The sequence below is a fragment of the Pseudomonas sp. D3-10 genome (genome assembly GCF_051132175.1).
Lineage (GTDB): Bacteria > Pseudomonadota > Gammaproteobacteria > Pseudomonadales > Pseudomonadaceae > Aquipseudomonas.
This window is the reverse complement of sequence record NZ_CP071668.1, coordinates 5,414,174-5,427,435: the sequence shown is the minus strand read 5'-3', so window position 1 is coordinate 5,427,435 and position 13,262 is coordinate 5,414,174. Positions and strand designations below refer to the sequence as shown.

The 13,262-nt window shown below is 60.6% G+C and carries 13 protein-coding genes; 3 read left to right on the top strand and 10 right to left on the bottom strand.

All coding sequences use genetic code 11. The features are described 5' to 3' along the window. Positions 1 to 89: 89 nt before the first annotated feature. The 6 genes from ilvD to J3P90_RS24630 form a co-directional block, all read right to left on the bottom strand. Positions 90 to 1,931 (bottom strand): dihydroxy-acid dehydratase, encoded by a 1,842-nt coding sequence (gene ilvD, locus J3P90_RS24655; protein WP_420765062.1) that lies wholly within the window; start codon positions 1,929 to 1,931, stop codon positions 90 to 92. Positions 1,932 to 2,198: 267 nt separating this feature from the next. Then, positions 2,199 to 3,404, bottom strand: a complete 1,206-nt coding sequence (locus tag J3P90_RS24650; protein WP_434676603.1) for an MFS transporter — start codon at positions 3,402 to 3,404, stop codon at positions 2,199 to 2,201. Then, entirely contained in the window at positions 3,397 to 4,350 is a 954-nt protein-coding gene (locus tag J3P90_RS24645) for a diiron oxygenase (protein ID WP_434675522.1), read from the bottom strand. Before J3P90_RS24645 ends, J3P90_RS24650 begins: the two co-directional genes overlap by 8 nt. Continuing rightward, complete coding sequence (locus J3P90_RS24640; protein ID WP_434609009.1) at positions 4,347 to 5,414, bottom strand: SagB family peptide dehydrogenase; 1,068 nt, start codon at positions 5,412 to 5,414, stop codon at positions 4,347 to 4,349. Before J3P90_RS24640 ends, J3P90_RS24645 begins: the two co-directional genes overlap by 4 nt. Before the next feature lie 422 nt (positions 5,415 to 5,836). After that, positions 5,837 to 7,033, bottom strand: coding sequence for a class I SAM-dependent rRNA methyltransferase (locus J3P90_RS24635; RefSeq protein ID WP_434609011.1), 1,197 nt, complete (start codon positions 7,031 to 7,033; stop codon positions 5,837 to 5,839). A gap of 109 nt (positions 7,034 to 7,142) precedes the next feature. After that, the gene (locus J3P90_RS24630; RefSeq protein ID WP_434561773.1) at positions 7,143 to 7,682 is read right to left on the bottom strand and encodes a type 1 glutamine amidotransferase domain-containing protein; all 540 of its coding nucleotides are present in this window, start codon (positions 7,680 to 7,682) and stop codon (positions 7,143 to 7,145) included. A 178-nt stretch (positions 7,683 to 7,860) separates the two neighbouring features. Between J3P90_RS24630 and J3P90_RS24625 the strand changes: the two genes are divergently transcribed. The 3 genes from J3P90_RS24625 to J3P90_RS24615 are packed head-to-tail and all read left to right on the top strand — an operon-like array spanning position 7,861 to position 9,950. Continuing rightward, positions 7,861 to 8,730 carry an HDOD domain-containing protein gene (locus tag J3P90_RS24625; protein WP_434609013.1) on the top strand — a complete coding sequence of 290 codons (870 nt, stop codon included), beginning with the start codon at positions 7,861 to 7,863 and terminating at the stop codon, positions 8,728 to 8,730. A gap of 30 nt (positions 8,731 to 8,760) precedes the next feature. After that, positions 8,761 to 9,573: a bifunctional DNA-formamidopyrimidine glycosylase/DNA-(apurinic or apyrimidinic site) lyase gene (mutM, locus tag J3P90_RS24620; protein WP_420765055.1), complete on the top strand. Its 813-nt coding sequence runs from the start codon at positions 8,761 to 8,763 to the stop codon at positions 9,571 to 9,573. A gap of 56 nt (positions 9,574 to 9,629) precedes the next feature. Continuing rightward, positions 9,630 to 9,950, top strand: a complete 321-nt coding sequence (locus J3P90_RS24615) for a multidrug transporter (protein ID WP_420765054.1) — start codon at positions 9,630 to 9,632, stop codon at positions 9,948 to 9,950. 122 nt (positions 9,951 to 10,072) lie between these two features. Here the strand turns inward: J3P90_RS24615 and J3P90_RS24610 are convergent, their stop codons facing one another. From J3P90_RS24610 to J3P90_RS24595, 4 genes are all read right to left on the bottom strand, one after another. Beyond that, on the bottom strand, positions 10,073 to 10,324 hold the full coding sequence (locus tag J3P90_RS24610; protein ID WP_009683359.1) for a YfhL family 4Fe-4S dicluster ferredoxin: 252 nt from the start codon (positions 10,322 to 10,324) through the stop codon (positions 10,073 to 10,075). Positions 10,325 to 10,469: 145 nt separating this feature from the next. Further along, positions 10,470 to 10,949: a pantetheine-phosphate adenylyltransferase gene (coaD, locus tag J3P90_RS24605; RefSeq protein ID WP_007897855.1), complete on the bottom strand. Its 480-nt coding sequence runs from the start codon at positions 10,947 to 10,949 to the stop codon at positions 10,470 to 10,472. Between the two features lie 115 nt (positions 10,950 to 11,064). Then, the gene (locus tag J3P90_RS24600; protein WP_434675521.1) at positions 11,065 to 12,660 is read right to left on the bottom strand and encodes a GMC family oxidoreductase N-terminal domain-containing protein; all 1,596 of its coding nucleotides are present in this window, start codon (positions 12,658 to 12,660) and stop codon (positions 11,065 to 11,067) included. A gap of 49 nt (positions 12,661 to 12,709) precedes the next feature. Further along, positions 12,710 to 13,255 (bottom strand): twin-arginine translocation pathway signal protein, encoded by a 546-nt coding sequence (locus tag J3P90_RS24595; RefSeq protein WP_420765052.1) that lies wholly within the window; start codon positions 13,253 to 13,255, stop codon positions 12,710 to 12,712. Between the last annotated feature and the right edge of the window lie 7 nt (positions 13,256 to 13,262).

The window sequence follows — 13,262 nt, the reverse complement described above, 5'->3', positions numbered from 1 at the left end:
GCGAGGGAGCACTTGGCCCAAAAGGGTCAGACTGAAGCCCAAAAAAATGCCCCGCGCTTGGCGGGGCATTTTGTTCGAAGCTAGGACGCTTACAACCCGTCAAGCATCGCCTTGTTGCGCACCGCACCTTTGTCGGCGCTGGTGGCGAGGAGGGCGTAGGCCTTTAGGGCGGTGGTGACTTTGCGCGGACGCACTTCCACCGGCTTCCAGCCTTTCTTGTCCTGCTCGACGCGGCGTTCGGCCAATTCTTCGTCGCTGATCAGCAGGTTGATCGAGCGGTTGGGAATGTCGATCAATACCTTGTCGCCATCGCGCACCAGGCCAATGGCGCCGCCAGCCGCCGCTTCCGGCGAAGCGTGGCCAATGGACAGGCCAGAGGTGCCGCCAGAGAACCGCCCGTCCGTCAGCAGCGCGCAGGCTTTGCCCAGGCCTTTGGACTTCAAGTAGGACGTCGGGTAGAGCATTTCCTGCATGCCCGGGCCGCCTTTCGGGCCTTCGTAGCGAATGATCACGATATCGCCGGCCTTCACTTCATCGGCAAGGATGCCGCGCACGGCGCTGTCCTGGCTTTCGAAGATCTTGGCGTTGCCTTCGAATACATGGATCGACTCGTCGACGCCGGCGGTTTTTACCACGCAGCCGTCCAAGGCAATGTTGCCGTACAACACAGCCAGGCCACCTTCCTTGGAGTAGGCGTGCTCGACGCTGCGGATGCAGCCGTTTTCACGGTCGTCATCCAGGGTTTCCCAGCGAGTCGATTGGCTGAAGGCAGTTTGGGTCGGGATGCCCGCCGGACCGGCCTTGAAGAAGTGATGCACGGCTTCGTCGGTGGTCTGGGTGATGTCCCACTTGGCGATGGCCTCGGCCATGGTCTTGCTGTGTACCGTTGGCAGGTCGGTATGCAACAGACCGCCTCGGGCCAGGGAGCCGAGGATGCTGAAGATGCCGCCGGCGCGGTGCACGTCTTCCATATGGTACTTCTGGATGTTCGGCGCGACTTTGCACAGCTGCGGTACGTGACGGGACAGGCGGTCGATGTCGCGCAGATCGAAGTCGATCTCGGCTTCCTGAGCGGCAGCGAGCAAGTGCAGGATGGTGTTGGTGGAACCGCCCATGGCGATGTCCAGCGTCATGGCATTCTCGAACGCCTTGAAGTTGGCAATGTTGCGTGGCAGCACCGATTCATCGTTTTCGCCGTAGTAACGCTTGCACAGCTCGACGATGGTCCGGCCGGCCTGCAGGAACAGTTGCTCGCGGTCGCTGTGGGTGGCCAGGGTCGAACCGTTGCCTGGCAATGCCAGGCCCAGGGCTTCGGTCAGGCAGTTCATCGAGTTGGCGGTGAACATGCCGGAGCACGAACCGCAGGTCGGACAGGCGCTGCGCTCGTACTCGGCGACCTTCTCGTCAGAAGCGCTGGAGTCGGCGGCGATTACCATCGCGTCCACCAGGTCGAGGCCGTGGCTGGCGAGCTTGGTCTTGCCGGCTTCCATCGGGCCGCCGGAAACGAAGATCACCGGGATGTTCAGGCGCAGTGCGGCCATGAGCATGCCGGGGGTGATCTTGTCGCAGTTGGAGATGCAGACGATGGCGTCGGCACAGTGGGCGTTGACCATGTACTCGACCGAGTCGGCGATGATCTCGCGACTGGGCAGCGAATAAAGCATGCCGTCGTGGCCCATCGCGATGCCGTCGTCCACGGCGATGGTGTTGAATTCCTTGGCAACACCGCCGGCACGTTCGATTTCACGGGCAACCAATTGGCCCAGGTCCTTGAGGTGGACGTGACCCGGTACGAACTGGGTGAAAGAGTTGGCAATGGCGATGATCGGCTTCTTGAAGTCGTCATCCTTCATCCCCGTGGCGCGCCACAATGCACGGGCGCCGGCCATGTTGCGGCCATGGGTGGATGTTTTCGAACGGTAATCAGGCATGGAGCACTCCGGGCGGCAAATCAGGTACTTATCAGGTATCAATGGGGAGTGAGCTTCTGTCGACGTCTGGAACACTCGGGATTGGCGGTGTGTCCGGAAGTGGCCGATGACTTTGCAGGATCGCTGCGTGCCTCAGCATGAGCTCATAAACCCGCCGGGGATGAATGGCGATGAATGCCCCGATTCTACACCGCTGGCGCCAGGATGAAATGACGCAAAGCGCCGATCTGTCGCCAATCTCACGCTCGGGATGACGACTGGCAGCGTTCAGCCGGGCAATAACCTTCGGTGACGAAGCCTGACCAGCGTGTTGAGCGTCATGCCAAGGAGGCTGAACGCGGTCAGGCATAGCGCAAGCGTGAAAGGCAAGGGTAAGGGAGAGAGGCTGATGCCGGCGCTGGCCAGGCCGCCCGTGATGAAGATCAGCACGCTGCCCGCCGATGCGGAGGTACCCGCTTGCTCCGCAAAGGTGTTCATCGCCCGGGTATGGGCGGCGGCGCGCGCAATCGTTGTGCCAGTGGTGCATACAACCATGGGCAGCAGAACGGTCGTGATGGACAGGCCAATGATGTAGAAAAGCACCAGCATCGATAGACCCGCCGTCAGGATCAGGCTCAGGCCAGTGATGATCTGGGTGTGCGAGTCGATTCGGTTGTCGAGTACGGTCGCGAATGCGCCGCCGCCGATATAGGCCAGCCCATAGCCCAGCAGCATCACTGAGAAAGCCTGCTGCGAGAGCTGCAATTGGTCGATGAAGATCAATGGCGAAATGACAATGAATGAAAAATGACAGGAAAACGCGAGTGCCGAAATCAGCCAATAGGCCATGAAGCTGAAATGACCGCAGACTCTGCGATAAGACGCAAAGAAGTTCATCCGCGTGGATCGGCAGTTTTGGGCCGGGCCTTCAAGTAAAAGACAGGCGCCGGCAAATGCGCCGATTGCCAGTACGATGAACACCAGAAAACTGCCGCGCCACCCCATCCAACCTTGGAGGCCAGTGCCGGCCAGTGGCGAGATGGAAATAAAGACGCCGCCGCAGGTGACCAGAAAGATACGCAGCCGCTGCTGTTGCGTTCCGGTAAACAGGTCCTGGACCAGTGCCTGGGAGAGCACAAAGCAACCGCACCCCAACGCCTGGATGATCCGAAAAACCAGGAACAGCCGGAAGTCGTCAGTCAAGGTGCACCCCGCTGCGCCGACAACCGAGACGGCGATGCCGACCAACAACAGTGTCTTGCGGCCCATGGCATCGGAAAGCGGGCCAATCAATAGCTGTGAGAGCGCAATGCCTACGGCAAACAGGCTGACAGACAGGGCAATGTCTGAGGATGAGTTGCGAAAGTGCCCAGCCAGCGCCGGAAACGAAGGCAGTACAACATCGATCGGAAACACGCCAAGCAGCGTCAACATCGTCAGGAGCCCGACGATGGCTGGCTTGTCCACAAATGGACGACTGGATAGGTCAGCCATCAAGGAACCCCGCCTCGCAAAAGAGCGCTCGGTTGTGGTCATTGTCAAAAAAACCGGCTCGTTGCATGGCCGCGAATGTCGATACCGCACCTGAGCGAACCCGTGCGGCATGGGCGTGTGGCGGCACGATGTCGGCAACGATCTGGAGGGATGCCGTCTCGTCGAAGCCCACGCTGGCGAGGCTGCCCATCAACCAGGGGATATCCGGTTCGAAATAGAGCCCGATGATCTCCAACAGCAGCCTCGCCGCCCACTCGTGTTGTGTTGCGTCGAGAATCGGCCAGAGGTAGCCGAAGACCTCGCTGAAGTATCGGCTGTGGCGCGCTTCGTCCTGCAGATGAGTTTTGAGCATGCGGTAGACCGTACAGACCAAGGTTTTCCGGGTGAGGGTGAGCAGCTCCCGAGCAATGATCGTTTCGGAGACAAACCCCAACAGGAACCACGCGAGGGGGCGGTCCGGGGGTGGGCATTTTTGGATCACGCCCAACAGCCGACCGATTCGCCTGGCCGGAGGGCGATCCTGGATGCCGTACAAGGCAGCGATCTGTTCAGCCACCTCGTTGGAAAACAGTGCGTGGTAGCCCTCGTCCGTATACAGCTGCAGGGCCGCGGTTTTCATTTCGGTCGGAATCGGCACGGCCAGTTCGCCATGGACCAGTGCCTCCACGGAGCGGTTGACGATCCGGTGTTCCAGCATCGTCGTGTAATCGAGGAAGTACACCAGGTGATTGGCCGCCAGCCGTTGGGCAACGGATTGACCTGCGTGTATGACCAACGGGTGTTCGACATAGGGAATGAAGGCTGGTGGAAACCAGTGCCGGCTCGATAACTGCCGCTCCAGATCGTCAGGCAGGCGATAGTCGTCCTTACCTGCTCGTACGGCGGCTTTGCGATTCCAGTCGGCCAAGGAGTAAAGCGGTGGCTGGACAAAGGTCTGCTCGCTCATGGCGCAGCGTCCTGTTCGTCGAGCAACGATATCAACTCGCGGCAGTGGACCTGGCCGTCACCGTGGCCGCAGCCGACAAAGAACAACGGTTGTTCGGGGGTTCCCTCAAGGCCGAGCAAGTGCTCCACCTGGCAGTCGGCCAAGGCCCCTGTCAGCCATGTATCGAGGCCCATGGCGGTGGCTACCATCAGGAAGCTCTGGGAGACATGGCCGGTCTCGACAAAAGCCATCCGATAGGCGCGCGAATGTTCGTACTTCCACCAGAGCTTGTCGAAGCGCGAAGTAATGAACAGCCCGAACGGCAGGTTGTTGATGAAATGCTGGCCGCACAGCAGCTGGCCCAGGGATTCATCCGGCAGCGTCCGGATCAGGCTGACCGAATGTTCGTCCGGGTGATAGGCATAGAGGCCCGCATCAAGTCCCGTGACGTTACGCACGTACAAATAACCTTCGCAGGCATTAAGACCACCACCCGAGGGGCTGCTTCTTCGCGCGGCGAACCGTTCGAGAGGGCATGATCGTTCGTTCAGGTAACCCAAGGCCAGGTAAAGGAGAGTGCTGACCTGAGCAATGGAAATGGCGCGATTGTCGAATGAGCGGGAGGTGCTTCGGCTGACGAGCGTCCGTACCAGCGACACCTCTTTGAGTTCATCCCATGAAGGGCGCTCAAGGACGGTTCGCCCGACGGGACAGGGTGTTGTCCTGGCTGGGGGCGCGGGAGAGGAGAGGACTTCGGCGCAATGGTGCAGGTAAAGCGTCGCCCATTCGTCCACATCCTGGGGGACGCTCTCGCAGGGAATGTTTTTTGTTCCGATATGAAAGATCCTGGAGAGTTCGTCCCACTTCCAGTCAATATTCTTAGTCCGACCCTCGACCAATATATCGACTTTGGCAAATTCCCTGTCGATGGGGTTTGAACGATCGAATCGTGAAGGGTCGTTTATAAGTTGCGCCAGTCTGGTTGCGTAATAGATGTCCAGTTCGAACTGGGTGTGTTGTTCATAATTCCATACGACTTGATGGGGTGGGCGCGCCAATATGAACAGGCAAGGGTTTATTTGCATGGCATCGTTTCCGCTGTGGCGAAGAGAAAGAAGGGGGCGAGGCGCCGGCAACCGCGTCCCCGTCGTCTTGCTTAGCGGGCTTTAGGCGTCACCAAGCCTGCCAGGTTGGCGATTTTGCTGACTTCGAGGGTAATTGTTTTCATGACGAAACTCCTTGTTCGTTAAGTGTTGTTTTTTACTATGGGTTGTCACTTCCGGTGTGACAGCTCAATCATAGTTTCTAACGAATGCATGGCAAGCAAATATCAGGTAGGACGGCTCCAGTAATTGCGTGGGATAGTTCATACAAGATCTACTAATACAATTATTTGCTTCCTGATGCGGTAACTTTTCTTACGACCAAAAAAAACGCAGCCTGGGCTGCGTGGGGACGTTCTAATTGTTGCAGGCTGGGCGCAGCAGCGGCTACGCCCAACAAGGCCTTAGCTGTTGGGCAGCAGACGGCAGGTAATGCTCTTGATGTAGCGCGTTTCGGCGATTGCCGGATGCACCGGATGGTCTGGGCCTTGGCCGCCGCGTTCGAGCAATTGGATGTTGCGGTCCAGGTGACGGGCGCTGGTCAGCAGGATGTTTTGCAGGTCGTCCTCGGGCAAGTGCATCGAGCACGAAGCGCTGACCAGGATGCCGTCCTTGCTGAGCAGGCGCATGGCTTGCTCGTTGAGGCGTCGGTAGGCGCCTTCGCCGTTCTTCAGATCCTTCTTGCGCTTGATGAAGGCGGGCGGGTCGGCCACGATGACGTCGAAACGCTCCTCGCCGGCCTTGAGCTCCTTCAAGGCTTCGAATACATCGCCTTCGATGCAGGTCAGCCGTTCGGCGAAGCCGTTCAGGGCAGCGTTGCGCTCCACGCCGTCAAGGGCGAATGCCGATGCGTCGACGCAGAAGACTTCGCTGGCCCCGAACGCGGCGGCTTGCACGCCCCAGCCGCCAATGTAGCTGAACAGGTCCAGCACGCGCTTGCCCTTGGCATACGGCGCCAGGCGCGCGCGGTTCATGCGATGGTCATAGAACCAGCCGGTCTTCTGGCCTTCCATCACCGGGGCTTCGAACTTCACGCCGTTCTCTTCCAGGGCGACCCATTCCGGTACCAGGCCGAACACGGTCTCGACGTAGCGTTCGAGGCCTTCGGCGTCACGGGCCGCGGAGTCGTTCTTGAACAGGATGCCGCTTGGCTTGAGGACCTGGGTCAGGGCGGCGATCACGTCGTCTTTATGGGCTTCCATGGTGGCGGAAGCGATCTGGACCACCAGGATGTCGCCGAAACGGTCGACCACCAGGCCCGGCAGCAAATCGGAATCACCATAGACCAAGCGATAGAACGGCTTGTCGAACAGGCGCTCGCGCAGGGACAACGCCACGTTGAGGCGATGCACCAGCAGGGATTTGTCCAGGGGCAGCTTCACGTCACGGGACAGCAATCGGGCGCAGATCAGGTTGTTGGGGCTCATCGCGACGATGCCCAGCGGCTTGCCGCCCGCAGCCTCCAGGATGGCCTGGTCGCCAGCCTTGAAACCGTGCAGCGGGGTGGCGGCTACGTCGATTTCGTTACTGTAGACCCACAAATGGCCGGCGCGCAGGCGACGGTCGGCGTTGGCTTTGAGGCGCAGGCTAGGCAGGGACATGACGTCGCTCCGGAAAAAAGAGCGGGAGTATACCGTGTTGCAACCGTTGCGGGGCTTGTGCTGGACATGCGGCGAAGGAGCGCGCTCGCCTCGCCGCAATGTAACGGCTTCAGGCGGACAGCGCGCTGATCAGCTCGCGGTTGAATGCAGGAATGTCATCAGGCTGGCGGCTGCTGATCAGTTTGCCATCCTTGACCACTTCCTGATCGACCCAGTTCGCGCCGGCATTGGTCAAATCATCCTTGAGGGTCTTGTAGCTGGTCATGGTCTTGCCTTTGACCAGCCCGCTCGACACCAGCAACCAGCCGCCATGGCAAATCACTGCGATGGGCTTGCCGGCCGCCTCGAAGCCCTTGACCAGGTTCTGGGCGTCGGGGTCGATACGGATCGTGTCGGAGTTCTGTACCCCGCCGGGCAGCACCACGGCATCGTATTGCTCGACATTGGCGGCCTTGAACGTCAGGTCGACCTGGAAATCGTCGGCCGGCTGGTCATGGTTCCACCCTTTGACCTGGCCTTCGCTGGCCGAAACGATTTCCACCTTGGCCCCGGCCTGCTCCAGCGCCTGCTTCGGACCGGTCAGTTCGGCCTGTTCAAAACCATTTGTCACCAAGATGGCCACGCGTTTGTCATTCAGGGAGCCGGGCATGAAAAATCTCCTCAAGCTGAGTGGGTGAGCTGCCGACCTAAGCCGGTAAGCAGGCTTGGTTGTCGGTCCTACAAAATCCGAAGCCGAGGCTTGAATGAAAGTTCCGCCGGTCTACCCGGCGGTGTGCCGGATTTATCTTTAAGGGTTAGAATCCCCGCCTGGCCCAGAGTGCGTACCCATGTCCAAAGAGCTTTCCACCGAACAGATCCAACAGTCCCTGCAAGGGATCAGCGTCCCGCCGCAGCCGCAAATCATGGTGGATCTGCAGATGGAGCAGTACATGCCCGATCCGGACCTGGAGACCATCGCCAAGCTGATTTCCCAGGATCCGGGCCTCTCCGGGGCCTTGCTCAAGATCGTCAATTCGCCGTATTACGGCTTGAGCAACAAGATCACCTCGATCCAGCGCGCGGTGAACCTGCTGGGCAGCCGTTCGATCATCAACCTGATCAATGCCCAATCGATCAAGGGAGAGTTGCACGACGACACCATCGTGACCTTGAATCGTTTCTGGGACACCGCCCAGGACGTGGCGATGACCTGCCTGACCCTGGCGAAGCGCCTCGGTATGCAGAATGGTGACGAAGCCTACGCCCTCGGGCTGTTCCACGACTGTGGCGTGCCGCTGATGCTCAAGCAGTTCCCAACCTACATGAGCGTGCTGGAGGAGGCCTACGCCAACGCCAGTGCCGAATGCCGGGTGGTGGACACCGAAAACCGTGTGTTCAATACCAACCATGCCGTGGTCGGTTACTACACGTCCAAGTCCTGGCGCCTGCCGGACCATGTCAGCCAGGCCATCGCCAATCACCACAACGCCCTGGCGATCTTCAGCGACGAAAATGCGCGCAATAACTGCCCGCTGAAAAACCTGCTGGCGATCCTGAAGATGTCGGAAAACATCTGCTCGTCCCACCGCGTGCTGGGTAACCAGGCCGACGATCACGAGTGGGAATGCGTCGGACCGCTGGTGCTCGACTATATCGGGTTGTCGGAATATGACTTCCAGACCCAGAAACAGGAAATACGCGACCTGGCCAGTCGTTGAATGCCAGTCTTCGCCTGATTCGAGAACCCCATGCCAGAACTGCCGGAAGTCGAAACCACTCGCCGCGGAATCGCGCCACATCTCGAGGGGCAGCGGGTCAGCCGCGTGGTGGTGCGCGATCACCGCTTGCGCTGGCCGATTCCTGAAGACCTCGATGTGCGCCTCTCGGGGCAGCGCATCGTTCAAGTGGAACGGCGGGCCAAGTATTTGCTGATCAACGCCGAAGTCGGCACGTTGATCAGTCATCTGGGCATGTCCGGCAATTTGCGGCTGGTTGAAACCGGCATGCCCGCCGCGAGGCATGAGCATGTCGATATCGAACTGGAGTCGGGCCTGGCTCTGCGCTACACCGACCCTCGTCGCTTCGGCGCGATGCTCTGGAGTCTTGATCCGCTCAACCACGAACTCCTGATCCGCCTTGGGCCTGAGCCGCTGACCGATCTGTTCGACGGCGAACGGCTTTTCCAGCTTTCCCGCGGCCGCTCGATGGCGGTCAAGCCGTTCATTATGGATAACGCGATCGTCGTGGGCGTGGGCAATATTTATGCGACGGAAGCGCTGTTCGCCGCCGGAATCGACCCGCGCCGCGAAGCGGGGGGCATTTCCCGGGCGCGCTATTTGAAACTGGCGATCGAGATCAAGCGCATCCTCGCCCATGCCATCGAGCGCGGCGGGACCACGCTGCGGGATTTCATTGGCGGCGACGGCCAGCCTGGGTATTTCCAGCAGGAACTGTTTGTGTACGGACGAGGCGGGCAGACGTGCAAGATGTGCGGCACGGGGCTGCGGGAGATCCGCCTGGGGCAGCGAGCGAGTGTCTGGTGTCCACGCTGCCAGAGTTGATTCGTCCTACGGTCTATAGTCAGTAGTCATATTGATTTAGCCGAAGGATCGCACCCATGAGTCTGATTCGACCTGTCGTTCTGGCGCTCTCGCTGAGTGTCGGTTTGCCTGTATTCGCAAACACCGAAAGCGGTGATCCGCGCTACACCATCCAGAACCCACCGGCCTACGCCATGATCGGCGACTTGCTGATCGCGCGACCGCTGCTGCTCGCTGCCACTGTGATCGGCGCCGGCGCGTTTGTCGTTTCGTTACCCTTTACCGCGCTGGGCGGCGGCGTGGGCGATGCGGGCAAGGCGTTGGTGGTGGACCCGGCGAAGGCCACGTTCGTGCGATGCCTGGGGTGTATCGGTGAGGGGTTCGAGCGGCAGGAGTGAATCGTCACTTGTGTGCATTGGTGGTGTGGCTGATGGCCCTGTCGCGAGCAGGTTCGCTTCCACAGGGATCTGCTGTGTGGCAGAAATAAATCACTTGCTCGCGATAGGGCCGGCAAGGCCGCTCAAGCCTTGCCAGTAATCCTGCGATATTTCGCCATCAGCTGTTCTTCCGTCTCCGGATGAGCCTCGTCCAGCGGGATGCAATCCACCGGGCAGACTTGCTGGCACTGGGGTTCGTCGTAATGGCCGACGCACTGGGTGCACAGGTTCGGGTCGATGACGTAGATCTCTTCGCCTTGGGAAATGGCCTCGTTCGGGCACTCGGGTTCGCAGACGTCGCAGTTGATGCAGTCGTCGGTGATGATAAGGGACATGCAGACTCCGGCCGGGGCGTAGGGCCCGGGCAGTTGAAAACGAATAGACGCAATTGTGCCGCAATCACGCGCGCAGTGCACGCGGGCGCGATGGACTGCGCACGCATGACTGTCGAGCAGCGTTAGGGATCGTCGCCCGTAGGGGTTATTTCTTGAAGCGCAGGGTCAGCGCGTCGGCCACCGCCGGGTGGACGAACTTGGTGATATCGCCGCCCAGGGCCGCGATTTCTCGCACCAGCGTCGAAGAAATGAAGGAATAGCGTTCCGACGGCGTCAGGAAAAGACTCTCGACGTCCGGCGCCAGCTGGCGATTCATGTTCGCCAATTGGAACTCGTACTCGAAATCCGAGACCGCTCGCAGGCCACGAAGGAACACGTTGGCGTTCTTTTCCTTGGCAAAATGCGCGAGCAGGGTCGAGAAACCGACCACTTCCACGTTGGGCAGGTGCTTGGTGACCTCGCGGGCCAGCTCCACTCGTTGTTCCAGCGGGAACAGCGGGTTTTTCTTCGGGCTGGCGGCGACGGCGATGATCACATGGTCGAACAGGCGCGAGGCGCGTTCGACCAGATCGCCATGGCCCTTGGTAATAGGGTCGAAGGTACCTGGGTACAACACTCGGTTCATCGCGTCGTCCTGGCGGGAGTCCGTTGGGGAGTCGGATGGTATCGCAGCCATCTCGGCCGGCCAAGTCGGCTGTTGGCGAAGAAAGCACTATAGACGCTGCGAATAATCCATGTTTTCAAGGTTTTTCCAGACGTTCGGCCAGGGATGTCGCCAGTTGTGCCGTCAATCCATACACCGACAATTGCGGGTTGGCGCCGATGCTGGTGGGGAACAGCGAGCCGTCGTGAATGGAGAGATTGCCCAATTGATGATGTCGGCCGAGGCTGTCTGTCACGGCAGCCTTCGGATCTTCTCCCATGGCGCAGCCGCCCATGACATGGGCACTGCCCAGGCGCGTGCGGTACAGGACCATATCAAGCCCGTCGATCATTTCGCGGGCCTCCGCCAGGGTTTTCACATAATGGGCATCGCTGTGCAGGGGCATCACGGCCCGGGCGCCTCCGGCGAACTGGATTTCGGCCATGCTGTGAAATGCCCGGCGCAGGCCATCCCAGGCGTAGGGCGACAGCTGATAGTCGAGCACTGGCGTGCCGTCGCTGCGCAATTCGACGCTGCCGCCGGGGCTATCCGGATGGAAGCCGTCACGCAGCAACGCCAGCATGGCATGGGTATGGGGCAGGTGAGCCATGTGCGCCGCATTTTCGCCGCCGAAGCCACCCAGCAGCGTGGCGGCAAGGGCGGGATGCAATGGCGGCACCTCCAGCTTGTACGACATCCTGCCGCTGACGCCGTCCTGCCATTGGAAATGATCCGAATAAATCGACTGCGGAGCGCCGTAGAACGGGTTGATCACTTCATCGAACTGGCCGGCCGACATGTTCACGAGGTGCAGGAACGTGCGCTGGCCCAGCCGTCCGTGCGGGTCCGGTGCCTCGGAGCGCAACAGCAGGGCAGGGCTGTTGATACCGCCGCCGGCCAATACATAATGCCGCGCCTTGATCGTGATGCGCCGCCCGGTCGGTGCCACGCAATGCTCGTCCATGGCCAGGCAATCCAAGCCGACGACCGCGTCGTTTTTGATGACCAGACGCTCAGCCCTCGCGAGGTAAAGCAGCGCGCCGCCCTTGTCCAGCGTGGCGGGTATGGTGGTGACGAGCATCGATTGCTTGGCGTTGGTCGGGCAGCCCATGCCGCAGTATCCCAGGTTCCAGCAACCTCGCACGTTGCGTGGGATGACATGCCAGGCGTAGCCCAATTGGTCACAGCCCTTGCGGATCACGTCGTTGTTGGCGTTGGGTGGAATCATCCAGGGTGCCACGCCGAGGCGTTGTTCCATCCGTTCAAACCAAGGGGTCATGTCGGCGGGGCCGTGGCCTTTGACGTTGTGTTCGGCCGCCCAGTGCTCAAGGGTTTGCGTTGGGGTGCGCAAGCTTGAAGTCCAATTGATCAACGTCGTGCCGCCCACCGCACGTCCCTGGAGGATGGTGATGGCGCCGTCCTTGCTCATGCGTCCGAGGCCTTCCTGGTACAGGCTGGTATAGGCCTGGTCCTCCCGCAGCGTGAAGTCGTGGCTGGTCTTCAGCGGCCCTTCTTCGATGAGCAATACCTTGTAACCGGCGGCGCTGAGGATTTCCGCCGTGGTGCCACCGCCGGCGCCGCTGCCGATGATCGCCACGTCCGCTTCCAGCGTGAGGTCCTGGCTCAGTTGCGCGCCGTTGTAGGTGGTCCAGCCACGGGCGAGGCCTTCACGGAACGGGTCGGGTACGGGCATGCTAGGGGTCCCTTGTTGTTATGGACGGCGCTGGAGTCCACTGTGGCTTTCAAACCATCGGTGGTCCCGGGTACCCGCAATGGGCCCAGGACTCGGGCCGGCTGTACCACGCCATCATCACCATTTGCAGCAAGGAGCCGTGGCCTTGGCGCAACAAGCTCAGCGAGCTGTTTTCCCACCGCGTCAGAAACTGTCGAATGTCATCGGCGCTGGCGTTTTCCCACGCGCCCCAGATCCCGGTCAGCGGCCCGCGGGTAATCCCCAGCGTCAGCACGTCGAATAGCTGGTGCGTTAGCTTGAGCATGGCGGGCGACAGGTGCGCCAGCCCTCGATCCAGGCTTTGCAGCGTGGCATCGGTGGCGGCGGGGAGCGTTCCAGCTGTTGTGGCCCCGTCGAGCATGACGGCAATCACGGCACGCAAGAACGGCAAGTCGCTGTCGCGCAATGCCGCCAGCCCGAGGGCCGGTTGGCTGGAGGAGCAGCCGCTCAGGCTGGCGCCCAATCCCACCGTGGCCAGGAAGGCGCTGGCGCCGAAGCTCAGTTGCAGTAAACCGCGTCGTGACAGGGCGGGCTTATCGGTCAGGCTTGGGTTCATTATTGTT